This is a genomic window from Lactococcus protaetiae (assembly GCF_006965445.1).
GTDB lineage: Bacteria > Bacillota > Bacilli > Lactobacillales > Streptococcaceae > Lactococcus > Lactococcus protaetiae.
Window position 1 is genome coordinate 2,628,443 of the sequence record NZ_CP041356.1, and the last position, 26,032, is coordinate 2,654,474.

General features: G+C 39.1%; 20 protein-coding genes. 4 read left to right on the forward strand and 16 right to left on the reverse strand.

Features of this window, described 5'->3' with window-relative positions; genetic code table 11:
* Positions 1-55: 55 nt before the first annotated feature.
* From FLP15_RS12350 to FLP15_RS12390, 9 genes are all read right to left on the reverse strand, one after another.
* Positions 56-415, reverse strand: coding sequence for a DUF1033 family protein (locus tag FLP15_RS12350; RefSeq protein WP_120772283.1), 360 nt, complete (start codon positions 413-415; stop codon positions 56-58).
* A gap of 1,182 nt (positions 416-1,597) precedes the next feature.
* Complete coding sequence (locus tag FLP15_RS12355) at positions 1,598-2,026, reverse strand: Mini-ribonuclease 3 (protein WP_142767346.1); 429 nt, start codon at positions 2,024-2,026, stop codon at positions 1,598-1,600.
* Positions 2,019-3,368, reverse strand: coding sequence for a cysteine--tRNA ligase (cysS, locus tag FLP15_RS12360; protein ID WP_190288311.1), 1,350 nt, complete (start codon positions 3,366-3,368; stop codon positions 2,019-2,021). Before cysS ends, FLP15_RS12355 begins: the two co-directional genes overlap by 8 nt.
* Positions 3,369-3,370: 2 nt before the next feature.
* Positions 3,371-3,994 (reverse strand): TMEM175 family protein, encoded by a 624-nt coding sequence (locus FLP15_RS12365; protein ID WP_142767347.1) that lies wholly within the window; start codon positions 3,992-3,994, stop codon positions 3,371-3,373.
* A 4-nt stretch (positions 3,995-3,998) separates the two neighbouring features.
* A complete protein-coding gene (cysE, locus tag FLP15_RS12370; RefSeq protein WP_142767348.1) occupies positions 3,999-4,598 on the reverse strand; it encodes a serine O-acetyltransferase in 600 nt (199 codons plus the stop codon).
* Between the two features lie 114 nt (positions 4,599-4,712).
* Positions 4,713-5,477 (reverse strand): hypothetical protein, encoded by a 765-nt coding sequence (locus FLP15_RS12375; RefSeq protein WP_223804653.1) that lies wholly within the window; start codon positions 5,475-5,477, stop codon positions 4,713-4,715.
* Positions 5,478-5,875: 398 nt separating this feature from the next.
* Positions 5,876-6,628 (reverse strand): SseB family protein, encoded by a 753-nt coding sequence (locus tag FLP15_RS12380; RefSeq protein ID WP_142767349.1) that lies wholly within the window; start codon positions 6,626-6,628, stop codon positions 5,876-5,878.
* On the reverse strand, positions 6,628-8,934 hold the full coding sequence (gene pnp, locus FLP15_RS12385; RefSeq protein ID WP_142767350.1) for a polyribonucleotide nucleotidyltransferase: 2,307 nt from the start codon (positions 8,932-8,934) through the stop codon (positions 6,628-6,630). The genes FLP15_RS12380 and pnp overlap by 1 nt, the downstream gene beginning before the upstream one ends.
* A 640-nt stretch (positions 8,935-9,574) precedes the next feature.
* Positions 9,575-10,720, reverse strand: coding sequence for a hypothetical protein (locus tag FLP15_RS12390; protein ID WP_142767351.1), 1,146 nt, complete (start codon positions 10,718-10,720; stop codon positions 9,575-9,577).
* Between the two features lie 386 nt (positions 10,721-11,106).
* Between FLP15_RS12390 and FLP15_RS12395 the strand changes: the two genes are divergently transcribed.
* From FLP15_RS12395 to FLP15_RS12405, 3 genes are all read left to right on the forward strand, one after another.
* Positions 11,107-12,072 carry a ribose-phosphate diphosphokinase gene (locus FLP15_RS12395; RefSeq protein ID WP_120772290.1) on the forward strand — a complete coding sequence of 322 codons (966 nt, stop codon included), beginning with the start codon at positions 11,107-11,109 and terminating at the stop codon, positions 12,070-12,072.
* A 241-nt stretch (positions 12,073-12,313) separates the two neighbouring features.
* Positions 12,314-13,432: a cysteine desulfurase family protein gene (locus FLP15_RS12400; RefSeq protein WP_142767352.1), complete on the forward strand. Its 1,119-nt coding sequence runs from the start codon at positions 12,314-12,316 to the stop codon at positions 13,430-13,432.
* A gap of 511 nt (positions 13,433-13,943) precedes the next feature.
* Positions 13,944-14,288 carry a DUF1831 domain-containing protein gene (locus FLP15_RS12405; RefSeq protein ID WP_142767353.1) on the forward strand — a complete coding sequence of 115 codons (345 nt, stop codon included), beginning with the start codon at positions 13,944-13,946 and terminating at the stop codon, positions 14,286-14,288.
* A 126-nt stretch (positions 14,289-14,414) separates the two neighbouring features.
* Here the strand turns inward: FLP15_RS12405 and tuf are convergent, their stop codons facing one another.
* From tuf to FLP15_RS13920, 7 genes are all read right to left on the reverse strand, one after another.
* Positions 14,415-15,602: an elongation factor Tu gene (gene tuf / locus FLP15_RS12410; protein WP_142767354.1), complete on the reverse strand. Its 1,188-nt coding sequence runs from the start codon at positions 15,600-15,602 to the stop codon at positions 14,415-14,417.
* Positions 15,603-15,919: 317 nt separating this feature from the next.
* The gene (locus FLP15_RS13915; protein WP_142767355.1) at positions 15,920-16,099 is read right to left on the reverse strand and encodes a helix-turn-helix domain-containing protein; all 180 of its coding nucleotides are present in this window, start codon (positions 16,097-16,099) and stop codon (positions 15,920-15,922) included.
* A complete protein-coding gene (locus FLP15_RS12420; RefSeq protein WP_142767356.1) occupies positions 16,096-16,440 on the reverse strand; it encodes a hypothetical protein in 345 nt (114 codons plus the stop codon). The genes FLP15_RS13915 and FLP15_RS12420 overlap by 4 nt, the downstream gene beginning before the upstream one ends.
* A gap of 99 nt (positions 16,441-16,539) precedes the next feature.
* A complete protein-coding gene (secG, locus tag FLP15_RS12425; RefSeq protein WP_223804654.1) occupies positions 16,540-16,779 on the reverse strand; it encodes a preprotein translocase subunit SecG in 240 nt (79 codons plus the stop codon).
* Positions 16,780-16,823: 44 nt separating this feature from the next.
* Positions 16,824-17,924, reverse strand: coding sequence for a UDP-galactopyranose mutase (gene glf / locus FLP15_RS12430; protein WP_425351481.1), 1,101 nt, complete (start codon positions 17,922-17,924; stop codon positions 16,824-16,826).
* A 92-nt stretch (positions 17,925-18,016) separates the two neighbouring features.
* The gene (locus FLP15_RS12435; RefSeq protein WP_142767519.1) at positions 18,017-19,588 is read right to left on the reverse strand and encodes an amidase domain-containing protein; all 1,572 of its coding nucleotides are present in this window, start codon (positions 19,586-19,588) and stop codon (positions 18,017-18,019) included.
* Between the two features lie 188 nt (positions 19,589-19,776).
* On the reverse strand, positions 19,777-19,914 hold the full coding sequence (locus FLP15_RS13920; RefSeq protein ID WP_223804777.1) for an LPXTG cell wall anchor domain-containing protein: 138 nt from the start codon (positions 19,912-19,914) through the stop codon (positions 19,777-19,779).
* Between FLP15_RS13920 and FLP15_RS12440 the strand changes: the two genes are divergently transcribed.
* Positions 19,865-25,252, forward strand: coding sequence for a hypothetical protein (locus FLP15_RS12440; RefSeq protein ID WP_142767357.1), 5,388 nt, complete (start codon positions 19,865-19,867; stop codon positions 25,250-25,252). The genes FLP15_RS13920 and FLP15_RS12440 overlap by 50 nt on opposite strands.
* Positions 25,253-26,032 lie beyond the last annotated feature (780 nt).

Sequence of the window (26,032 nt, forward strand, 5' to 3'; positions counted from 1 at the left end):
TATTTTTTAATTTTCAATTTAATAAACATCAACACTACACAAGAAACACCTTACTTTACTTCAAGGTGCATGAACAGTCTGGTTTACTCCCTGCTTGTTTTTCATAGCCTGACCGACTCTTTTCAAACGGAAGTGCATGCCAGTCTTCAAGAAGCGCTATGCTGTGATAACGTTGTAAATAACCTACACAGTCTTCACACCATTCTTCATCACCTATCTGCCAAAATGCAGTTTGCAATCCCTCTTTACTCGTATACTCTTTAAAAGTTTTTGCTAATTTGAACCATTCTTTTTTATACCATTTCAGTGCCTTATAAAAATCATCAAATTCATTCACTGAAATAATATCATCTTTCCAGCCCTCAAAGAACCACCATGGCTCATCGGTGCCGTACATCGTAACTACTCTATACATTATTCTTCTTTCCGCTGTTTATGTTGCTTTTATTATTCTAGCGGATTTTTCTACTTTTTTAAAATAATTTGTTTGATACTTTTTCTTATGTTTGCAAAAACATTGAAATTTTTATTACTTTTTTGTACTATGGCTAATTCGTTATAAAAAGCAACAACAAATTGATGTTGCTGAACTTTAATGATTAATACTATAACTAAACTATTTAAAAAACACCAATAGTTTATGGTGCTACACACCTATTCCAACACAAAAAGCACACTGGAATACGCACCGTTATCATACTCTATCGACACTCGCTTCACAAATTTACAGTCACACACTGTCCATTTTCTAGCAACTGATGAAGTCAAGACTTATTCAGTGAGAGTTTCGTAAAACATTTGTCCATTCTCTCTAGTCGCTATCTTCGCTGCGCTACGCTGTCCGTTTGATTGCCACTTGGCGTTGCCTCTATTCTTGTCACTTTAGTGACTTAGAGATAGAGGACAAATGGTCATCGGCACTTTAGTGCCTTACAGCTAATGCCTTCTGCTCTTGCTACTTTAGCAGCTAAGCACCTGTAGTCATGCGAGGCTAGCTGCTAAAGCTTGCATCTCCACTTCGCTCCGCTATCCATTCGTTCTATCTCCACTTTGCTCCGCTGTCGATTTCACTAACCGACTAAAGTCGGAAGTTCAAATCGCAATCCAGCAAAGCTGGCAAGACGAAATGGTGCAATGCGATTGATAAAAGGGCAACTGCAACTCCCTACTTAATTTAGCACGCACTTACTTCGATAAAAAGACACGCTAATTGTGAAGAACGACTAATAAAATGAACAAGCTCATTTTAAAGTGATTACTTCATTGGCGGGGATTCTTTTTCCCCCACCAATGTTATGGCACGACCTCACATCAAAGATATGAGGTCACCCTGTCCCTGAAGTCTATCTCCGCTTCGCTTTGCTGTCCATTCGCTCTAAATCGCTAAAGCGATAAGGCGAAATGGCAATCTTTGCTTTCATTCTACTGCCCTAGGGTCTTGGTGCTTTAGCGAAATTGACAGCGAAGCGAAGCGGAGATAGTGCTGCTTAATCCCGACACCTTTAAGAGGTGGGGGAATTGCGATTGCGACTAGGTGCTCCAGCACCGTAGCGAGCATCGACAGCGTAGCCCAAAGGGCGGAGATAGCACGCACTTGCTAAGTTAAAGTAGTTCTAGTATCATTCGTTCCAGAGTTAGATTCTATTTTTGCTACACAAAAATCCCAAATTTCTTGGAGTCGATTTTCTTCTCCAGTTAAATGCAGGATTCCTATTACTGCTTCAAAACCTGTTGAAATACGATAAGTTACAACATCTGTATTTTTGGCTGTCGTTTTTGAGTGAGCATTACGCCCTCTTTTGAAGTAAGTCAATTCATACTCACTCAAAAACTGATCTTCTTCCATCGCAGTAATGATACTGGCTTGTGATTTTGCCGAAACAAACTTTGTCGCTTGCCTCTGGAGTTCCGCTGGTTTTGTAATCCCTTTTCCTAGTAAGTAATCTCGAACAAAAACCTCATAAACCGCATCTCCAATATATGCAAGTGCAATCCCATTAAGTAGTTCTGCTTGCTTTTTATTCACGATGCCACCTGATTCCTGAAGCACTATCTTCCAAGATAATTCCTTTAGATTTTAATTCATCTCTGATTTCATCTGCTTTGGCAAAATCTCTTACTTCACGCGCCAATTGACGAGCTTCAATCAATGTTTCAATCTCACTATCCAGACTCTCATCAATTTCAAATTTAATTCCAAGTATATTCAGCACTTCGTCAAAAAATTCTTTAACTTCTATACCACCATTTCCTCTATTGACCCAGCTGATAAAGTCATAAAAGACTGTCATGCCGTTCGCGATGTTAAAATCTTCGTCCATTTTACTGACAAAATCATTTTTGAATGCTGTCAGTACTGACAAATCGCTGTCAGTGTTCAAATCCATATTGCGATAAGCATTTTCAATCTTTTTCAGATTATTTTCACTTGCAATCAGGGCATCATCTGTGAAATCTACCGGTCTGCGATAGTGAGTTGTTGCAAGGAAGAATCTTAAAATCTGTGGATTCACAACTTTTAGCATTTCGTGAACTGTCTTAAAATTTCCTAATGATTTTGACATTTTTTCACCATCTACATTAACAAAACCATTGTGCATCCAATAATTAACAAATTTTTTGCCCGTTTTCGCTTCAGATTGAGCGATTTCATTAGTATGATGAGGAAATTCAAGGTCTGCTCCTCCGCCATGAATATCAAGTGTATCTCCTAAAAGGCTAGTTGCCATTACGGAACATTCAATGTGCCAACCAGGACGCCCTGCTCCCCAAGGTGCTTGCCATGAAACCTCATCTGATTTAGCTGATTTCCATAGGGCAAAATCAGCCGATGATTCTTTTCTCAAGCTTTCTTCATCTGTACGACCAGATGCCCCAGCTAATAATTCTTCTAGATTTTTATTAGCTAACTTGGCATAGTCTTTTGCCTTAGATACGCGAAAATAAACATCGCCTTCAGACACATACGCAAAATCTTTATCCAATAAATCTTGAATAAAATCAATCATAGGATAAATATATTCACTTGCCTTTGGGTTGTGATTGGCTCGTTTGACATTTAAAGCATCAATATCTTCGTAAAATGCCGCAATATAACGCTCTGAAAAAGATTTTGTTGTTGTATGTTCAAGCTGAGCTCCATGAATGATTTTGTCATCAACATCGGTAAAGTTTGAGACGTAATCTACTTCGAAACCACGAAATTCCAAATATTTTCTGATGAGGTCAAAAGCTACAACTGAACGTGCATTACCGATATGAATATAATTATAAACAGTCGGTCCACAGACGTACATCTTAACTTTACCTGACTCAATAGGATGAAATTCTTCACTCTTTCGAGTCATCGTATTATAAATTTTCAACATTTTTATTTCTCCTCATTTTCATCATAAACAATACTTGAAATTAAGCTGCGTACGGGCAGATATAGCATAACATATCCTGATGCTTGCCTGATTCCAGTGAAAGATAGTCCGATTGACAAAGCAGTCATAATCATTAAATCCCAAGGTACTCGTTTCATCATCTGGATTCGTTTCACCATCTGAATTCGTTTAATGCCATTCAGCCGATAGGCACAACCAATAATCCAACTTGCCAATCGAGAAATTCCGACGATATAAAGAATATAAATAATCATAAAATAGCCAGGATGACTGGAATTATCAACTTGGGTCATCAGTGGGAAAAGACTGACTAGCATGAGAAATATGGTATATGCAAAGATTTGCCAGCCTGATAATTTATGAACCTTAGAAAAAAATTTTGTAAACTGAAAGTAAAAACTCACAACGACAAGAAAACTCACGAAAAAAATAATCAGCGAACTTATCGTTTTGGAAAAATCATAATGTCCACCTCGAAGTACCATTGGCAACGGAATTTCCAGTACCATAATCGTCGCAATAATTGACATCACAGCGTCTGTAAAGCTTTTTAGTGAGGAAACCATATGCCCCTCATAAACTGCAACTTTTCGTTTTTTATTCATATTCCTACAAATGCGACGAATGATAACTCGCTTCGCGTCTTTCTTCAATTGTCATGATTTTCTCAACATCTTTTTTGCCGTTAATTCGAACAACTTTTGCTGGTATACCAACGACTGTTACGTTGGCTGGAACATCGGTTACAACCACTGCGCTAGCGCCAACTTTTGCGTTTTCACCAATTTCAATTGGTCCTAATAACTGCGAATGGGCAGAGATAAGTGCACCTTGACGTACTGTAGGGTGTCTTTTCCCTTTATCTTTTCCTGTCCCGCCAAGTGTCACCCCATGATACAATTTGACATTAGACTCAACGATTGCAGTCTCACCAATCACAAGGCCTGATCCGTGGTCAATGAACACACCTGTTGAAATCTCTGCTCCCGGATGAATCTCAATCTGTGTCCAAAAACGCCAAAATTGTGAGTGCATCCGAGCAAGTAACTTTAGATTATGTCGCCAAAGCCAATGAGAAAGCCGATGTGCCGCTAAAGCTTTAACTCCTGGGTAAGTCAAAAGAACCTCCAGAGCCGTTCTCGCTGCAGGGTCATTTTCTTTCGTTACTCGAATTGCTTCTCGCCAAAAACCTTTCTTATTTTTTGCCATTTTTTCCTACTTTTTTAAAAAATACTTATAGTAGATTATACCATAAGCATTGACTGTATTGTTAATATCCAAAATTTCTAAAATTTTTTAGGATTTTTCTTATCATGACACTCTTTAATCAGACAACTCGCCCCATGTACTCATTGTATCTTGGTAATGTTCTAAATCATCCAATGGATTGATTGTAATTCCTGAAGCATTTTCAAACCTGTTTGTCACATCTTCTGGATGCAATAACTCATGGATTGTTAAAAACAAAACTTGCCCATTATTTTCTTTGAAAGGTTGACTAAAATATGGTTCATCATACCATTTTGACAAACTATCCAGATTATCAAACAAAGGCAAATACTCTTGCTCATCCTGAGCAACTAGATTTGGAAAAATTCGTTCACTTTCTGAAACAAAAGCTGGGATGAGATAATATTTTTCCATCTTAGAAGCAGATTGATTCTCTGGGCTAAAAAGTGTGTTCAAAATATCAGTATAATGTGTCAAAAATTTCGTCAGCTCAGTCGTTCCAAAGTAAGCTGTATTGCCTGTGTCTTCATCTTGGGGCAATTTTGGATTGACTGCAATAATATCAATATCAGTTTCTTTCAGAAGTTCGATAACTTCAATAATCGAATGGAGTTCCCACTCTGTTTCAAAGTCTGTCAGTTCTGACAGAAAAATATTCAAATCATTTTCTGTTGTAAACACAGGTATCGCTTTTCGCTCTGCCATTGGCACGTAAAAAACCTTTTTAGGAGCTAAGACCGGAAATTGATGAAAGGCATAAGCCAATGACAAATCCTCCATAAAAGCCCCAGGATTCGCTAAGGACAGACGCAAACGTTCATCTAACTCCGAATTAATATTGTAAGTTGCCATCATCATTGCTGACAGGCTGTCAACGTACTGACAAAAAAGATTATTTCCCTTCTTGACACTATTTAACTTCTTGCGCCATCTTCACTACGTTACGCTATCCGTTTGCTTAGCAAGCAAGCTTGCAAGAGAAAAAGGAGGACCTTGCAGTTCATCTACTAAATCCATTACGTAGATTTAGAGGTGAACTAAGTATGAGCAAGAAGGCTTCTTTGAGCTACTTATCTAGCTGTTACGACTAGAAATTATACTTTGACAAACTGCTTTTACAGCTTTTCCATTATTTTTTGTCTATGTTTAGAGTCCGTCAGCATACTGATAGACTGCTATTATCAATTTCTTTATATCAAATGTATTGATTTAACCCTGTCAGTACTGACAGAAAATCTACACATACTTTTACCAACTCACACTTCACCACGCAATTGTGCCCAACTCACCAATGTTTTTTCAAACTCAGAAATATCATAATCTAAAGGATTAATCGTCACTCCTGCCGCAAACGAAAATTCATTTCGACCTGTCTTTGGATTCATCAAATCATCAATTGTCATCACCAAGATTTCGCCCGAATTATCATTCAAAATATGCTGAAAATAAGGTTCTGAATACCACGTCAACAACGATTCAAAATTATCAAACAAAGGAATATACGAACGCTCATCTGGTGCAGTCAGGGCAGCAAATCGTCGCTCCGAGCCTGCTAAAGCATTGTTGTTATCCACAAAAGCGGGAACAAAATATCTTCTCTCAAGCTTGCCAACCCTTGCATTCAAAGCAAACTCTGCCAGAAGCTTTTCGTATTTTTCCTGCATATTACGAAATGAATCTAGGCTCCAATACTGCTGATTCCCTCGATTTTCCACATGTAAAGGGCGAACATTGAAACCAATCGTGTCTGCATCATTAGTGTTTTGTAGCAGATTGTCAATCATGCATAAATCAAAATCCACTTTTTGCTCAAAATTTGCCTGAAAAAGTGCTGCCGATTTCTTTGACGTAAAAACAGGCAAGACTTTATTTTCCCGAATGTTTAAACACAACTTTTCTTTCAAAGCAAAAACAGGCGTCTTTTTAAGTTCTACCATGAAGTCCAATTCATCAATTAAGCGCTTATTAGCAATTGCTGCACGTAATTTTGGTTCTAATTCTTCATTCATTATTCTGGCTTTTTAGTTGAAAGCTCAGGAAATTCATTATCTAGACGAGGTTTACGGTCACGGCGTTCAAAGTTATGTCCACTGTTTCCATTACGGTCATTATTGCGACGTTCAAAACCGTTATTACCACGTCCATTTCCATTGCGACGGTCTCCGTTTTCACGGCGTTCACGTGGCTTACGCTCTGGCTCTACATAGCCTTCAGGTTTCTCAACCAAAGCACGCATTGAAGCATCAACACGCCCTTTTTCATCAATTTTCATGATTTTAACCTTGACAATATCACCAAGTTTCACAACATCTTCAACATTAGCTGTACGTGCCCAAGCCATTTCAGAAATGTGAACCATTGCATCTGTTTTACCAAAAAGATTCACAAATGCACCAAATTTTTCGATACGAACAACTTTTGCTTCATAAATATCGCCAACTTTTGCTTCACGCACCAACTCGGTAATAATTTCCTTAGCACGATTAATTGCAGCTTGATCTGGCGAGAAGATTGAACAAAGTCCATCTTCATCAATGTCAATTTTAACACCTGTTTCAGCGATAATTTTGTCAATTTGTTCGCCACCTTTACCAATAACCACTTTGATTTTATCCACTGGAATCGTAATCGTGTCAATTTTTGGAGCAGATGGTGCCAATTCTTTGCGTGGTTCTGCTATCGTTGCTTCAATCAAATCCAAAATTTGGAAACGGGCTTTCTTCGCTTGTGCCAACGCTTCGGCAAGAATTTCAGGCGTAATACCAGAAATTTTGATGTCCATTTGAAGCGCTGTAATCCCTTCACGTGTCCCTGCTACTTTAAAGTCCATATCACCAAAGTGATCTTCAAGCCCTTGAATATCAGTCAAAATTGTATAATTTGCACCATCAGAAATCAAGCCCATCGCAATTCCAGCTACAGGTGCTTTGATAGGGACACCACCAGCCATAAGCGCAAGCGTTCCCGCACAAATCGAAGCCTGTGAAGATGAACCATTAGATTCTAAGACTTCGGCAACTAAACGAATGGCATAAGGGAATTCTTCAAGCGTAGGTAGAACTTGTGCTAAAGCCCGTTCACCGAGCGCACCATGACCAATTTCACGACGCCCTGGCGCACCATATCGACCCGTTTCTCCAACAGAGTATTGTGGGAAATTATAATGGTGCATAAAGCGTTTTTTATATTCGTCATCAAGTCCATCAATTGTTTGTGCTTCACCCATTGGTGCCAAAGTCAAAGTTGACAAAGCTTGTGTTTGCCCACGAGTAAACAAACCTGTCCCATGTGTAATTGTGCGTGGTGTAAAGTCAATTTCAGCATCAAGTGGACGGATTTCATCAATTTTACGACCATCAGGACGTACTTTATCTTCCGTAATCAATCGACGAACTTCTGCGTGTTCCATTCCTTCAAGAATTTCAGCAACATCACGAATAATAGTTGCAAAATTTTCATCAGATTCGTATTTTTCACTATAAGCTGCAATGACTACATCTTTAACTGCTTGAGTTGCCGCTTCACGCGCCAATTTTTCCTCAACTTGTACTGCTTTTTGCAAATCAGAATTGTACTGTGCGATAATCTCTGCTTTGAGTTCTTGGTCAACGTGCAAAAGTTCAACATCCGCTTTCTCTTTACCAACTTTTGCTACAATTTCATTTTGAAACTCAATCAATTCTTTCACAGCAGCATGACCTGCTAGTAATGCGCCAAGCATAACGTCTTCAGAGAGTTCTTTCGCTCCAGATTCGACCATATTAATGGCATTAATATTACCAGCAACAGAAAGCTCCAAACTTGAAGCTTCCACTTGGGTAACAGATGGGTTGATGACATACGCACCATCAACATAAGCCACTTCAACACCAGCAATTGGTCCATCAAACGGAATATCGGAAATTGCAAGTGCAAGAGATGAACCAAACATTGCAGCCATACGAGCAGAGGCATTTTCATCATAAGAAAGCACAGTATTAATGACTTGCACTTCATTGCGGAAGCCTTCTGCAAACATTGGACGAATAGGACGGTCAATCAGACGAGCAGTCAATGTTGCATCAGTTGAAGGACGTGCTTCACGTTTATTGAATCCTCCTGGAAACTTCCCAGCAGCGTACATTTTTTCTTCATAGTTCACTTGAAGTGGGAAAAAATCTCCTGTAGCCATTTTTTTAGACATTGTTGCTGCAGTCAATACCGTTGTATCTCCATAACGAACAACAACCGCACCATTTGCTTGTTTTGCTACTTGTCCCGTTTCAACAGTCAAAGTTCGTCCTGCGAACTCCATAGAAAATGTTTCTTTTGCCAATTTTTCTCCTTAACATAGCTTGCCAAAAGGATTCGATATGTTTTTATTAAGCGCGGACTTGCACCAGCTTATCCTATGCCTTGCGTATAAATGGAAAAGCATCGCTTTTCTTATTCACAATCTTATCACTTTTACAATCTAGTTCATCGTCTTTTGCGATGTTCTTTTTTAATTTCTACGTGTTTCTAAACAAAAATCAATCTATCATATAAATTTCAATTTACTATATCACCCGCAACTTCACGGTACCACCAGTTACAGTTTAATAGCTGGTTTTGACTCATCACCTTAAAGCAAATGAAGTCAAGACTTATTCAGTGGGAGTTTCGTAAAACATTTGTCCATTTTCTCTAGTCACTGAAGCGACTGATAAAAGGGCAACTCACCACTGAACTTAGTCGGACGAAATTCGAAGCTTAGCACGCACTTGCTTTGATGAACATTTCATAAAGTAAAGTAAAGTAAAGTAACGAATATAATGACAAACTCATTTTTGCATAGAACAACACGTATGTCCCATTATACTATATTTTAGCAAAGAAAAAAAGGCTCACAGGGAGCCTTTCTATTGATAAAATTGACTAATACTATTTAACACCTAACTGCGTTAATAACAGATCTAGAGATGAGCTAGTATAAATTAGCTAGCAGTTTTTACACCAACAGTACCAGTTACTTTGAATTGGTTAGCAGCTGGAAGTGCTTTATAAGCATCAAGTTGGTCTTGAGTTGCGAAGTAGAGATTACCAGTAATCGTAGAAACTGACAAGGCACCTGATGCATCTTTCATACCACGTGATTGAAGAGAAGCATTTTCTCCCACGTATACGTCACCTTTAACATTACCGCCTTCAAAGTCAGTTGCTGGAGAGTTTACAATCAAACGTCCAACAGTCAAAGTGAAGGTTTTTGTAATTTGGTGTGAGTCATTTGTTGTTGCCAAAGCGAGTGTACGTTGAACTACACCGGCTTCATTGAGGAATGTACCATCAACAGTAATATCTTTACCTGAAGCATCAACATCACCACTAGCAGCGACAAGGAATGAACCATTTTTACCAAGACCTGAAGCAAATACGCTTGCATCTGTTGTACCAGTTGTTGCACCTGTTTGTACATCTGAACCGTTACCTTTGAATAAATAAGTTACATTTCCGTGAGGTCCTGCTGTGATTGCACCACCTTCAACTTTAACCACATCTCCTGCAACAACTGAAGTCGTACCTGTTACTTTAACTTTTTGTGCTTCTGGAAGTTGGTTGTAAGCATCAAGAAGATCTTGGCTTGCAAATGTCAAATTACCATCAATTGTTGCTTGTCCAGCGACACCTTGACCTGTTTGCCCATGGAAGCCTGCTGCAAATACATCTACGTTACCTTTTACTGTACCGTTTGAGATGTAGAAACCTGGAGATTTAACTTCGATTTTATCTACTGTCAATGTGTAACGATCAGTGATTTTATGGTTAGCATCTTGGTTATAAATTGCCAATTTACGAGCAACTACACTATCACCAAGGAAAAGTCCTTCAACTGTCAAAGTCTTACCAGAAGCGTCCATATCACCTTTTGTTGCGTTCAACCAAGCACCATTTTTAGCGAAACCTTTTTGAAGGTCTGCAAAACTGTCTGTACCAGCTGTTGCTCCAGCGAACACTTCAGCTTTTGATGATTGTTCTGTTTTTGTGTCTTTAGAACTTGAGTTGTTATTATTTCCACAAGCAGCAAGCAAAGATACTGAGAGTACTGAAACTGCAAGAAGCGAAATTACTTTTGTTTTCTTCATTTTCTTTTCTCCTAAAAAGATAAATATTTTAATCGTGACAGATACCTTTCACGAAACTTACACGGATATTATAGCATTTCAGACCGTTAAATGCAAGAGTTTGCCGAAAACTTCACAAAGTTCACATTTATTTTTATGTAAATGTTTCCAAAACTTATTATATCAGCGTTTATGAACGTTTTTGTTATTTTTAAAAACCATAAGTTTGTGAAGTTTAATACTTTTTACATAACTAACAAAAAGTTGCTTATTTTACATTTCATTGACTTGTTGCCACCTCATTTTGTTTTTTCTATAAAACTTCCGTTCAGTATAGACTATGAAAATTATTATAATTTTGATAAAATAGACCTATATCATTTCACAATAGAAAATGGAGAAAAATTGTGGTTTACTCTGATTCACACCTAAAGCTTTTTGCCTTGAATTCAAACCCAGGCCTTGCCGAGAAAATTAGCCAGTTTACTGGAATTCCTTTGGGGAAACTCTCTTCAAAACAATTTTCCGATGGCGAAATCATGATTAATATGGAAGAAAGCGTCCGTAGTCAGGATGTTTTTATCATTCAATCTACGAGCTGTCCTGTTAATGACCATCTTTGGGAGCTTTTGATTATGATTGATGCTTGTAAACGTGCATCTGCTCATACAATCAATGTTGTTATTCCTTACTTTGGTTATGCTAGACAAGACCGCACTGCAACTTCGCGCGAACCGATTACTGCGAAACTCGTTGCCGATATGATTGTTAAAGCTGGTGCAGACCGTGTTTTGACACTTGATATTCATGCCGTACAGGTTCAAGGTTTCTTTGATATCCCCGTAGATAACCTTTTTACCGTACCGCTTTTCGCCGATTATTACCGTAGAAATGGTTTATTTGGTGATGATGTTATCGTTGTAGCTCCTAAAAATTCGGGAATCAAACGCGCTCGCTCCCTTGCTGAATATCTTGAATCTCCTATCGCTATTGTTGACTACGAAGATGATGACAAGAACCGTGAAAACGGCTACGTAATCGGTAACGTCGAAGGTAAACGTGTTATTCTTATTGATGATATTTTGAACACTGGTGTTACCTTTGCAAATGCTGCCAAAGTTGTCCGTAACGCTGGTGCCAGCGAAATCTATGCAGTCGCAAGTCATGGTTTGTTTACAACAAATGCTGCTGAAATCCTTGAACAAGCAGATATCAAAGAAATTCTTGTCACAGATTCTGTAGTGACAGAGCATCGTAAACCTTTAAATGTCAAATATTTAAGTGCAGCTGAGTACTTGGCTAATGCTATTTTACGTATCCACGAAGGTCGACCTGTTTCACCACTTTTTGAACATGAAAAACCACAAGATTAACTTACTGACACTGTTTAATTTCTAAAAGTATTTTAGAAATTACTGCGCTCTGTTGTCGCTACTCGCTATTTTGACATAAATGTTTAATGCTAGGTAGTCTGACCATCGTTCAGCTATCAATTAGAACTGGTCAGCGTACTGACGGGACAATGACAACCTGTCAGTATGCTAACCATTGCGACTTAGTGAGTATGGATACCGTGCTACAGCACAGTGTTGGAACAGAAAGAAAAAGATAATCATGATATATTTAGACAATGCGGCAACCACCCCTGTCATTCCCGACGTTGTATCGGCAATGACAGAAAGTCTGTCAGCAACTTTTGGAAATCCATCTAGCATCCATAGTTTTGGTAGGCAGGCTAATCAACTGGTCAGACAAGCCCGTGATACTGTAGCCAAAGCACTTGATGTCTCTAATCGAAATATTATTTTCACTTCTGGCGCAAGTGAGGCCAACAACCAAGCGTTAATTGGCTATGCTCTCGCCAATCGAGATAAAGGAAATCATATCTTAACAACTGCGATTGAACATCCCTCTGTTTTAAATACTGTTCAGTATCTCCATGATAGGCATGGATTTGATGTTACTTTCGTAAAGCCAAATTTTGATGGACAATTTCCAGCAAAATTAATTGAGCAAAATTTACAATCAGATACTATTTTGGTCAGCATGATGTGGGCAAATAATGAAACTGGACAGCTTCTCCCAGTCGCAGAAGTAGGACGGTTACTAGCCTCTCATCCAGCTGTATTCCATGTTGATGCTACGCAAGTCATGGGAAAAATCCCTGTCCATCCGCGAGAAATTGGTGCTGATTTTCTGACTGCTTCTGCTCATAAGTTCCACGGACCAAAAGGTGTTGGCTTTCTCTATTATCATGAAAATTTGAAGTTTGATGCACTGATTCACGGCGGAGAACAAGAAGAAAAACGACGAGCTGGAACAGAAAATCTTCATTCACTTGTCGGTATGACCAAAGCTTTAGAAATCGCCATGCAAAATATGGAAGAAAATTACCAACACGTTCAAAAGCTTAATGATAGCCTTCTGTCGCTGCTTTCAGAGGTTGACTTTTACAAAAATGATTTTGGTGCTACAATGCCATACGTCATTAATATTGCATTTCCTCACCAAAATCATGATTTGTTGCTGACAAAGCTAGATTTAGCAGGTTTTGCAATTTCTACTGGCTCTGCTTGCACAGCTGGAACCGTTGAACCTTCGCACGTTTTAGAAGCTGTTTATGGTGAAAGTTCTCCCAAATTAAAAGAAAATTTGCGTATCTCTTTTTCAGAGCTAAACACAATAGATGAAATTCATGCTTTCGCTGAAAAGCTGAAAAGTTTATTGAAGTGATTACTTCATTGATGGGGGATTATTTTTTCCCTCACCAATGTTAGGGGGTATAACCTCTAGGTGTAACAACTAAGCGACCTGTACGCAGCTAAAGCTGCAACAGTCTGCTTAACATCAAAGATATGAGGTCACACCTCCGTTTCACTTCGCTATCCATTCGCTCTATCTCCACTTTGCTCCGCTGTCGATTTCACTAACCGACTAAAGTCGCAAGGCGAAGTGATTTTGTCCCTGAAGTCTAAGTGCTATCTTCGCTTCGATACGCTGTCCACACCACGGGTATCCATGCTCGCTACGGTGCTGAATCACCGAGCCGCAATGGTTCTCGCTAAGTGACTAAAACCACAAGTCGGGCACAAGTCGGGTCAAAACGCTAGTAAAACGAAAGCAGAGCTTGCCATTTCGCCTTATCTTCGACTAGGAGAATGGACAGCGTATCGAAGCAGAGATAGTGCTGCTCTAAGTTAAAATAATTCTGTCAGCATACTGACAGAAAATCAGAGGAAAAAATATGGCTTTTATTACTGAAAAACATCTTGGTGACAGTAACTATACTTACAGTCTGGCTCCAACCGTAAAAAAATTCACACTCAAAGATACCACTTTCATCCAAACAAAAATTGGAAACTTTGAGTTCAAAAGAATGCTTGAGGAAGTTCCTAATTCCAATGAAGGATTTCTTTTAAAGATTATTGTCAATCCAGATTTGACCGGTTTCAAATTATCTATTACAGACAAATCCGGACTACGTAATGTCAATATCTTTAAAAATGCCAGTCCAATTATCCAAGAAAAATTTTACTTTCAAATGGATGCACTTATTGACCGAGGCGTCTTTACAAAAACACAAGCATAATAAAAAAGCTCTTCTAATCAGGAGCTTTTTTATTATATATTTCCAACTTAAAACAAAAAGCTGTCAGCATACTGACAGCTTTTAGAAGTAATATTTTCACATTACTAGTTTCGTTATTGCTTATAATTAAGCTTTGATTTCAGCAACGATACCTGAACCAACAGTACGTCCACCTTCACGGATAGAGAATGTTGTTCCTTGTTCGATAGCAACTGGGTGAATCAATTCAACATCGATGTGAACATTATCACCAGGCATTACCATTTCAGTACCTTCTGGAAGTTTAACTGAACCAGTAACGTCAGTTGTGTGGAAGTAGAATTGAGGACGGTAGTTATCGAAGAATGGAGTGTGACGTCCGCCTTCTTCTTTGCTCAATACGTAAACTTCACCTTCGAATGTTGTATGAGGAGTGATTGAACCTGGTTTAGCAATAACTTGACCACGTTCGATTTCGTCACGTTGAACACCGCGGAGAAGTACACCAACGTTATCGCCAGCAAGACCTTCTGTAAGTGTTTTACGGAACATTTCAATACCAGTAACAACAGCTTTTTTAGTTTCGTCTTTGATACCAACGATTTCGATTTCGTCACCAACTTTAACAGTACCACGTTCGATACGTCCTGAAGCAACAGTACCACGACCAGTGATTGAGAACACATCTTCGACTGGGAGAAGGAGTGGTTTGTCAGTGTCACGTTCTGGAGTTGGGATATATTCGTCAACGATATCCATCAATTCTTCAACTTTAGCAACCCATTGAGGTTCACCGTTCAAAGCACCAAGTGCAGAACCAGCGATTACAGGAATATCGTCACCTGGGAAATCGTATTCTGTAAGAAGGTCACGAACTTCCATTTCAACAAGTTCCATCAATTCTTCATCATCAACAAGGTCAGCTTTGTTAAGGAAGACGATAAGATATTTAACACCAACTTGACGTGAAAGCAAGATGTGTTCACGAGTTTGTGGCATAGGTCCATCAGTAGCAGCAACAACAAGGATTGCTCCGTCCATTTGAGCGGCACCAGTAATCATGTTTTTAACGTAGTCCGCGTGACCTGGAGCATCGATGTGGGCATAGTGACGTTTTTCAGTTGAGTATTCGATATGGGCAGTGTTGATTGTGATCCCACGTTCGCGTTCTTCTGGTGCAGCATCGATAGAAGCGAAGTCAGTTTGGTCAGCCAAACCTTTATCTGCAAGAACTTTAGAGATAGCAGCTGACAATGTTGTTTTACCATGGTCAACGTGTCCGATAGTACCAATATTTACGTGTGGTTTGCTACGGTCGTAAACTTGTTTAGCCATTTTAAAAATGTCTCCTTTGAGAAAATTGTTTTATAATAGGCAGGCTGCTTAATCACAATCTACCGTTCCTTATCATTATACTTAAAATCGTTTAGAAAAGCAAGTTTTACCAGTCTTTTATCTGTCTTAATTTTAGTTATAACACAAGTTTCTTTAATATAGCAATAAAAAAGAGAATAGTCAAGCCAAAAACAGGTACTATCACCCTCTTCTGCTTAATTCCCTCAAGATTTTTAACCACATTTATAGTTCAAAAAGTAAATCAAACTGACTTATCTCTCATAATCAAAAAAGGGTTTTACAACCCTTAGTTATTATCATCTATCATATCTTAACAACCAATCTAAAGTGACTTTTCCTAAATCAGCAATTTGGATGAGATGCTCCAATGTTGGAATAATTTGATTTGCCTCTATTTCTTGTATCATTTCAGGTGGTAAAGCAGGTGAAAGTCTTGCTCCAAATTCAAACTTTGAAAGTTGAAGTCTAGCTCTTATCGTTTTAACTTTCTCCCAAGTTCTTCTACTACTTCCGACTTACCTTTATCATATTGAGTAGGATATTTTAACCTCTTTAGCTCATAACTTGAAGCTTGCCTATTACTTTTATTCTGAGCTACCACTATGTCCTTAATCGAATTATTTAAAGCAATTTCTATCTTTCTCAACATTCTCATATCAGGCTTTTTTCTCAAAAATATAATATCCGATACCAGTGCCGCTGGATACCCTATATCTTCTGAAAGTTTCAGAATAGGAATTCTATAGCGGCGTATTTCTGCTTTCAATTTCTTTAACTGTTCATTGACATCTAACTGTTCTTTTTGAAGAGTATCCATATCTTTCTCTTTTCAATAATTCTTTAATTTATCCATAACTTCAAAATAGTAACTTACGAATTCCTAATTTGATACATAAAACTCTCTCAGACACTATTCCTAATAAGCTGATAAAATAACTAAACTCAAACTAATCACTAACCAAAATACAATCATGACCGAAGTAAAACATCGAATCATAAATTCAGCCCCTCTTGATTTATGACTGTCAATTAATTCTTCTGTTCCTCCCGAAAAAGCATTTATTGCTCCATCCTGTTTCGACGGTTGCATAAAAATCGCTATAACAATCCCAATTGATATTATCAACATCATACTGAACAAAATATTGTAAATCACTTCTGCCGTTTCCTACTCCCTACTGAATTCTTTATCAACAGCTTTTAAAGCTGCATTAAAAACCTGATCCATGTCATAGTATTGGTAATTTCCCAATCGTCCTCCAAAAATAACTTGATTATATTTATCAGCTTCTCTTCTATATTTTTTAAATATCTCTGAATTTTTTTATCATTTATAGGATAATATGCTTCTTTGGTCTTATCCCACTTTTGAGGGTATTCTTTAGTCAAAACAGTATAACCACCCTCTGCCCTCTTATCAAAATGTCGCCATTCCATCACGCGAGTAAACGGAGTTTCAGAATCAGTATAGTTAATCACAGCATTTCCCTGCATATTATCTGATTCGAAAACTTGTGACTCAAAACAGATTGAGCGATACTCAAGTTCACCAAACTTATAATCAAAAAATTGGTCAATCATCCCAGTATAAACAATACGTGGAAACTCCTCTAAATATTCTTCTCTAGCATGAAAAAAATCTACGCCCATCTGAACATCAATTAATTCAGACTGTAGCATTTTATTAAAAATCTGTGTATAGCCATCTATAGGTATTCCTTGATACCGATCATCAAAATAGTTATTATCAAATGTGTAACGTACTGGTAGCCTCCGAATGATGAATGCGGGCAATTCTGTCGCTTTTCGCCCCCATTGTTTTTCTGTATAACCCTTTATAAGTTTTTTATAAATATCTGTACCAATTAGGGCAATCGCTTGCTCTTCTAAGTTTTTTGGATTCTTAGATATTTCAGCTACACTTTTCTGTTCAAAAATTTTATCCTTTGCTTCCCTAGGAGTCTTTACTCCCCACATTTGATAAAAAGTATTCATATTAAACGGAAGGTTATAAAGTTCACCTTTATAATTAGCCAACACCTGATTTGTGTAACTCATGAATTCTGTAAACTGATTCACATAGTTCCAAATTCGTTCATCATTTGTATGAAATATATGAGCACCATAGTCATGGATATTAATACCATGTTCTTTATGTGTAAACATATTCCCTCCAATATGTAATCGTTTATCTATAACTAGTGAACGTTTACCACGTTTGGCAGCCTCATAAGCAAATACCGAGCCAAAAGGACCAGCTCCAACTATAAGATAGTCATAATTTTTAGTATTATATTTCACTTTATCCTCACCTCCCTATTACACTTCTAAATATAATGAATCTTTAATTACTCAATTATTGATGATACTAAATCTCAAGAACTCTTACATTCTCATTTAGGTTGAATATAAGTTGCCAATGCCGCCACTCCAGCAGAAATATGACGCTCACTCACAATATTATTCCCCTTAACATTCATCTCAGAAACTAATATTGAATTATCTGGATACACCTTCTCTACAAAAGCCACATGACCATAAACAGAACTCGAACCCGCAACTCCTGGAGGGAAACTTACCGCATAACCCTCTGTTGGAACAGTCGTCGTATAATAACCTTGTGCCTGAGCATTAATCCCCCATTCACCACCATTACCCATATGAGTTCCAATCTGACCCCCAAGTTGAATGATTCGGTTATACACATACTGCGTACAATTTCCAAACGCATAACTCTCTGAACCTGGATATTCCACCCCATTATAAGCAGGAAAATTCGATGTATCCAATTTTGAACTTAACACAGGACTTGCTGGTGTATCTGACGCCCATACTTGAGTACTACTATCTACATTGTCATAGAAATTCAGATTATATTCTTGGATAATATCAATCAGTTTTTGAGCATAGTCAGGATCTGTCGCAAAAACACCCTGCAATGATTCCGCTGCTTCTTGATAAGTTTTCGACTGAGACTTCCAAGAACCTGCATAAATATCTGGATTCCAAGTCGTCCCTTTCAACATTAAGTTAATATAATCATCTAAAGATTGATCATAGTTACTATAAACTCGAAAACTCTGTTGAGTAAAATAAGGATTAGTTCCAGCAAACTCTTGCGTTTGGAATGTCACTGATTTCCCTAAATAAGCCCCTGTAATATTGAAAATATTAAAGTACTTCTGAGCCATATTACTTTGACCATAACCCGACTCTAAAATCGCTTGCGCCAAGATAATCGAAGCAAAAAGATTATTTTTACCCGCCAAAACCTGTACTCGAGGTGCAATACTCTTGATGAAAGCTTCTGGGCTAGACGTATCAATTTTCTTAATGGGTTGAGCCGCCTCTATTTTCTTCAATACAGGACCTGTATAAATGGAAGTGGCGTTACTCAGCTTTGAGCTTCCCACTGTCGAAGACTGATAATAAGCAGAATTCGCATAACTAGAAACAACTGTTTCAGAATGTGAAAAAACATGACTTGTTACAGTTTTTGTAGATGAGCTAATCGTTTTACTCGGAGTACTTGGCTTAGGTGATGCTGGCTTCGGCTTACTTGGTGATGCTGGTGTGCTTGGTTTTGGAGGCGTCGGTTTCGGTTTATCCGGCGTACTCGGTGGAGTAGGCGGCGTGCTAGGCTCCGTAGGTTTAGTTTCATCTGGAGGCGTGACTGACGAATCATCTCCTGAATTTCCCGTTCCTTCCGAACTCTCCCCATTGCTTCCCGTCTCATCTGGCGTATTGTCTGGCGTCTCATTATTATTATCTGTTGTTACTTGACCCGTATCACCTGTATTCGTTTGACCCGAATCATCACTCGTTACTAATTCATTACCATTATTCACAACCTGTGACGTACACGTCACCTCATTCGAAACTGGTAACTCATCTGCATGAGCCGTAGCACCAAACGTACTTATCCCCAAGGCTAGTGCTGTACCTGCTACTAGCTTGTAGGTCATGTAAGTATCTGTTTTATTTTTATTTTTTTTCAACTTTTTCCTCATTCATCTTCCTCAATATAAATATCTTTTAAAGGTCACAAAAGTAAACTATCAAGAACATCCTAAAAGAAAGCCTGCAAATGCAAAGCCTTCTTTTATTTAGTTCTTTTAGGGTTATAAATTTAAGATGTTAAACACCCTATCGTTTATTCCCCATCTCTTTCTTCTTTTCTACGTCTTCTTCCCAAAAGTGTTGCACCAATAGCTCCTAGAAGAGTCGCCCAACCAGTTCCAGTGGCTAAAGCATCATTGGTTTCTCCAGTTTTCGGTAAAGAATTTGCCATACCATTTGATGTTCCAGATAAACCACCGTTCGATGAATTTAGATTACCTGATGCACCAGTATTTCCACTTCCATTACTTAAAGAGGTACTTAAACTCATTGAATCTGAGCTACTTGTTGACATTGATAAACTCATAGAATCTGAAAGGCTCAATGAATTTGAAGCACTTAAAGATGCACTCGCTGAGCTTGAGTTGCTCAAAGAGGTGCTTGTACTCAAAGAGTTCGAAGTACTTAAAGATGTAGACAAACTTGACGAGTCAGACGTACTCAGTGAGTTTGAAGCACTCAAGGACGTTGATAAGCTTGCCGAATCCGATGTACTTAGTGAATTCGAAAGACTCAATGATGTAGATAAACTCGTTGAATCTGAGAGACTCAGCGAACCTGAATCGCTTAACGAAGTAGACAGACTTGATGAAGCCAATGTACTCATTGAGCTTGAAGCACTGAGTGAGGCACTCGTGGAACTCGAATCACTCAATGAGGTACTTGTGCTCAAGGAGTTAGAATCACTGACTGAAGTTGATGTGCTCGTAGAATCTGACATACTCATTGAAGTTGAAGCACTAAGTGAAGTACTCGTTGAACTTGAATCACTCAAAGAGCTACTTGTGCTCAAAGAGTTAGAATCACTGAGCGAAGTTGAGGCGCTCGTAGAATCTGACATACTCATTGAAGTCGAAGTACTCAAAGATGTTGATAAGCTTGAAGAACTTGAGGTACTGAGTGAATTTGAAGCACTGAGTGAGGCACTCATCGAACTTGAATCACTCAGAGAGGTACTTGTGCTCAAGGAGTTAGAATCGCTGAGCGAAGTTGATGTGCTCGTAGATTCTAATGTGCTCGATGAAGTTGAGGCACTGAGTGAAGTGCTCAGTGAACTTGAAGCACTCAATGAGGTGCTTGTACTCAAAGAGTTAGAGTCACTAAGTGAGGTACTCGTTGAGCTTGAATCGCTCAGAGACGTGCTTGTACTCAAAGAGTTAGAATCACTAACTGAAGTTGATACGCTCGTAGAATCTGACGTGCTCAATGAAGTTGAGGCACTGAGTGAAGTACTCATCGAACTCGAATCGCTCAGAGAGGTACTTGTACTCAAAGAGTTAGAGTCACTAAGTGAGGTACTCATCGAACTTGAATCACTCAGAGAGGTACTTGTGCTCAAAGAGTTAGAATCGCTAAGCGAAGTTGAGGCGCTCGTAGAATCTGACGTGCTCAATGAAGTTGAGGCACTAAGTGAAGTACTCAGTGAACTTGAATCGCTCAATGAGGTACTTGTGCTCAAAGAGTTAGAATCACTGACTGAAGTTGACACGCTCGTAGAATCTGACGTGCTCATCGAACTTGAGGCACTGACTGAAGTACTCATCGAACTTGAATCACTCAGAGAGGTACTTGTACTCAAAGAGTTAGAATCACTGACTGAAGTTGATGTGCTCGTAGAATCTGACATACTCATTGAAGTCGAAGTACTCAAAGATGTTGATAAGCTTGAAGAACTTGAGGTACTTAGTGAATTTGAAGCACTAAGTGAAGTGCTCATCGAACTTGAATCACTCAGAGAGGTGCTTGTGCTCAAAGAGTTAGAATCACTGAGTGACGTACTCGTTGAGCTTGAATCGCTCAGAGACGTGCTTGTACTCAAAGAGTTAGAATCACTAACTGAAGTTGAGACACTCGTAGAATCTGACGTACTCAATGAAGTTGAGGCACTGAGTGAAGTACTCATCGAACTTGAAGCACTCAATGAGGTACTCGTACTCAAGGAGTTAGAATCACTAACTGAAGTTGAGACACTCGTAGAATCTGACGTACTCAATGAAGTTGAGGCACTGAGTGAAGTACTCATCGAACTTGAATTACTCAATGAGGTACTTGTGCTCAAAGAGTTAGAGTCACTAAGTGAGGTACTCGTTGAGCTTGAATCGCTCAATGAGGTACTCGTACTCAAGGAGTTAGAATCACTGACTGAAGTTGAGGCGCTCGTAGAATCTGACGTACTCAATGAAGTTGAAGCACTAAGTGAAGTGCTCAGTGAACTTGAATCGCTCAATGAGGTGCTTGTACTCAAAGAGTTAGAGTCACTAAGTGAGGTACTCAACGAACTTGAATCACTTAGAGAGCTACTTGTGCTCAAAGAGTTAGAATCACTAACTGAAGTTGAGGCGCTCGTAGAGTCTGACGTGCTCAATGAAGTTGAAGCACTAAGTGAAGTGCTCAGTGAACTTGAATCGCTCAGAGAGGTACTTGTACTCAAAGAGTTAGAGTCACTAAGTGAGGTACTCAACGAACTTGAATCACTTAGAGAGCTACTTGTGCTCAAAGAGTTAGAATCACTGACTGAAGTTGAGGCGCTCGTAGAGTCTGACGTGCTCAATGAAGTTGAAGCACTAAGTGAAGTGCTCAGTGAACTTGAATCACTCAAAGAACTACTTGTGCTTAAAGAGTTAGAATCACTGAGCGAAGTTGAGGTGCTTGTAGAATCTGACGTGCTCAATGAAGTTGAGGCACTGACTGAAGTACTCATCGAACTTGAATCACTCAGAGAGGTACTTGTACTCAAAGAGTTAGAATCGCTGAGCGAAGTTGAGGCGCTCATAGAATCTGACATACTCATTGAAGTCGAAGTACTCAAAGATGTTGATAAGCTTGAAGAACTTGAGGTACTGAGTGAATTTGAAGCACTAAGTGAAGTGCTCAGTGAACTTGAAGCACTCAATGAGCTACTTGTACTCAAAGAGTTAGAGTCACTAAGCGATGTGCTCATCGAACTTGAATCGCTTAGAGAGCTACTCGTGCTCAAAGAGTTAGAATCACTGACTGAAGTTGATACGCTCGTAGAATCTGACGTGCTCATCGAAGTTGAGCCACTGAGTGAAGTGCTCAGTGAACTTGAAGCACTCAATGAGGTGCTTGTACTCAAAGAGTTAGAGTCACTAAGTGAGGTACTCAACGAACTTGAAGCACTCAAAGAGCTACTTGTGCTCAAAGAGTTAGAATCACTGACTGAAGTTGAGGCGCTCGTAGATTCTGACGTGCTCATCGAAGTTGAGGCACTAAGTGAGGTACTCGTTGAACTTGAATCACTCAAAGAGCTACTTGTGCTCAAAGAGTTAGAATCGCTGAGCGAAGTTGAGGCGCTCGTAGAATCTGACGTGCTCAGCGAAGTTGAGCCACTAAGTGAAGTGCTCAGTGAACTTGAATCACTCAATGAGGTGCTTGTACTCAAAGAGTTAGAGTCACTAAGTGAGGTACTTGTTGAGCTTGAATCGCTCAGAGAGCTATTTGTGCTCAAAGAGTTAGAATCGCTGAGCGAAGTTGAGGCGCTCGTAGAATCTGACGTGCTCAGCGAAGTTGAGCCACTAAGTGAAGTGCTCAGTGAACTTGAATCACTCAATGAGGTGCTTGTACTCAAAGAGTTAGAGTCACTAAGTGAGGTACTCAACGAACTTGAATCACTCAAAGAGCTACTTGTACTCAAAGAGTTAGAATCGCTGAGCGAAGTTGAGGCGCTCGTAGAATCTGACGTGCTCAGCGAAGTTGAGCCACTAAGTGAAGTGCTCAGTGAACTTGAATCACTCAATGAGGTGCTTGTACTCAAAGAGTTAGAGTCACTAAGTGAGGTACTTGTTGAGCTTGAATCGCTCAGAGAGCTACTTGTGCTCAAAGAGTTAGAATCGCTGAGCGAAGTTGAGGCGCTCGTAGAATCTGACGTGCTCAGCGAAGTTGAGCCACTAAGTGAAGTGCTCAGTGAACTTGAATCACTCAATGAGGTGCTTGTACTCAAAGAGTTAGAGTCACTAAGTGAGGTACTCAACGAACTTGAATCACTTAGAGAGCTACTTGTGCTCAAAGAGTTAGAATCACTAAGTGAGGTACTCGTTGAGCTTGAATCGCTCAGAGACGTGCTTGTACTCAAAGAGTTAGAATCACTAACTGAAGTTGATACGCTCGTAGAATCTGACGTGCTCAATGAAGTTGAGGCACTGAGTGAAGTACTCATCGAACTCGAATCGCTCAGAGAGGTACTTGTACTCAAAGAGTTAGAGTCACTAAGTGAGGTACTCATCGAACTTGAATCACTCAGAGAGGTACTTGTGCTCAAAGAGTTAGAATCGCTAAGCGAAGTTGAGGCGCTCGTAGAATCTGACGTGCTCAATGAAGTTGAGGCACTAAGTGAAGTACTCAGTGAACTTGAATCACTCAGAGAGGTACTTGTGCTCAAAGAGTTAGAATCACTGACTGAAGTTGAGGCACTGACTGAAGTACTCATTGAACTTGAATCACTCAATGAGGTGCTTGTGCTCAAAGAGTTAGAATCACTGACTGAAGTTGACACGCTCATGGAATTTGACGTGCTCAGTGAAGTTGAGCCACTAAGTGAGGTACTCAACGAACTTGAATCGCTCAATGAGGTGCTTGTGCTCAAGGAGTTAGAATCACTAACTGAAGTTGAGGAGCTCGTAGAATCTGACGTGCTCAGTGAAGTTGAGCCACTAAGTGAGGTACTCAATGAACTTGAATCGCTCAATGAGGTGCTTGTGCTCAAGGAGTTAGAATCACTAACTGAAGTTGAGGCGCTCGTAGAATCTGACGTGCTCAAAGAGTTAGAGTCACTGAGTGAAGTTGACACACTCATTGAGATACTATCACTTAGGGAATTTGAATCTGAAGATGATTCACTAATAGAGTTAGAAAGAGAGTCACTTAAAGATGTTGATTCACTGATTGAAACAGATAGAGATTCTGAATCTGAAAGAGAATCACTTAGAGAGGTACTATCACTCAATGAATTTGAGGTACTGATTGAAAGTGAAAGAGACTCTGAGTTTGAAAGGGAATCGCTTAAAGAATTTGAATCACTGATTGAAACAGACAGAGATTCTGAACCTGAAAGAGAATCACTTAGGGAAGTACTATCACTCAATGAATTTGAGGTACTGATTGAAAGTGAAAGAGACTCTGAGTTTGAAAGGGAATCGCTTAAAGAATTTGAATCACTGATTGAAACAGACAGAGATTCTGAACCTGAAAGAGAATCACTTAGGGAAGTACTATCACTCAATGAATTTGAGGTACTGATTGAAAGTGAAAGAGACTCTGAGTTTGAAAGGGAATCGCTTAAAGAATTTGAATCACTGATTGAAACAGACAGAGATTCTGAACCTGAAAGAGAATCACTTAGGGAGGTACTATCGCTCAATGAATTTGAATCGCTAATTGAGAGTGAAAGAGACTCTGAATCTGATAATGAGTTACTAAGAGATAGACTGTCACTCAATGATTCACTTAGAGAACCACTATCACTCAATGAATTACTCAACGAGATACTTTGACTAGATGAATCACTTATAGAGAGGCTCTCACTTATAGATTCACTTAATGAAATGCTCTCACTCATAGAGCCCGTATTACTTTCTGTTGAATCACTCAAAGAAATACTTGTGCTTATGGAAATGGAATCACTAGTTGATACGCTAGTAGATGTACTTATTGAATCTGATTCACTTAAAGATAATGATTCACTTCCCGCCGGACTGTAAACATAAATCGTTTCATTAACTGCTGTTGTAGTATCAGTAACAACTGTTGAAGTTGGTTGACTCGTTCCTGTTGGCAGTAACGATGATCCTGGTTGGACATATACATAACCATCTGGAACATTAGTTTGTGTATAAAGACTTCGAGTCCAATCTATCGTATTTCCAACATTAGCTGGAACATTACTAGTACCTGAACTTTCAATTCCCACCTGACTAGAAGATGTGGCTACTGCTAGACCTGTTTGCGCATCAACATATGTATAACTGATGTTGGGATTTGCCTGACCGTAAACGTAAATATTATAAGTATAGGTCGTTCCCGACATAGGAACAATGGCAAAGTTGGCTTGACCGTACTGATCACCATTATCGGTGGTAGTTGTACTATCTCCTCCTGGTTGTCCTCCGCTTCCTGTTGGTGCTCCTGAATAAATTTGATTATCAGTAGCTCCTCCAATTGCCCACATATATCCTGCAGGCATATTATCAATAGCATAAGTTGCATTTGCTAAATTGATATTTTGGCCAATATAGTTAGCATCATTAGATAATGGAACTGTTGTATTTCCTACT

Bases quoted from the DNA above. Each gene is read 5' to 3' on its own strand.
- FLP15_RS12350 (WP_120772283.1), bottom strand. From the start codon at position 415: ATGTATAGAGTAGTTACGATGTACGGCACCGATGAGCCATGGTGGTTC.
- cysS (WP_190288311.1), bottom strand. From the start codon at position 3,368: ATGTTGAAAATTTATAATACGATGACTCGAAAGAGTGAAGAATTTCAT.
- FLP15_RS12365 (WP_142767347.1), bottom strand. From the start codon at position 3,994: ATGAATAAAAAACGAAAAGTTGCAGTTTATGAGGGGCATATGGTTTCC.
- cysE (WP_142767348.1), bottom strand. From the start codon at position 4,598: ATGGCAAAAAATAAGAAAGGTTTTTGGCGAGAAGCAATTCGAGTAACG.
- FLP15_RS12375 (WP_223804653.1), bottom strand. From the start codon at position 5,477: ATGATGATGGCAACTTACAATATTAATTCGGAGTTAGATGAACGTTTG.
- FLP15_RS12380 (WP_142767349.1), bottom strand. From the start codon at position 6,628: ATGAATGAAGAATTAGAACCAAAATTACGTGCAGCAATTGCTAATAAG.
- FLP15_RS12390 (WP_142767351.1), bottom strand. From the start codon at position 10,720: ATGAAGAAAACAAAAGTAATTTCGCTTCTTGCAGTTTCAGTACTCTCA.
- FLP15_RS12400 (WP_142767352.1), top strand. From the start codon at position 12,314: ATGATATATTTAGACAATGCGGCAACCACCCCTGTCATTCCCGACGTT.
- FLP15_RS12405 (WP_142767353.1), top strand. From the start codon at position 13,944: ATGGCTTTTATTACTGAAAAACATCTTGGTGACAGTAACTATACTTAC.
- tuf (WP_142767354.1), bottom strand. From the start codon at position 15,602: ATGGCTAAACAAGTTTACGACCGTAGCAAACCACACGTAAATATTGGT.
- FLP15_RS12420 (WP_142767356.1), bottom strand. From the start codon at position 16,440: ATGGATACTCTTCAAAAAGAACAGTTAGATGTCAATGAACAGTTAAAG.
- FLP15_RS12435 (WP_142767519.1), bottom strand. From the start codon at position 19,588: ATGACCTACAAGCTAGTAGCAGGTACAGCACTAGCCTTGGGGATAAGT.
- FLP15_RS13920 (WP_223804777.1), bottom strand. From the start codon at position 19,914: ATGGCAAATTCTTTACCGAAAACTGGAGAAACCAATGATGCTTTAGCC.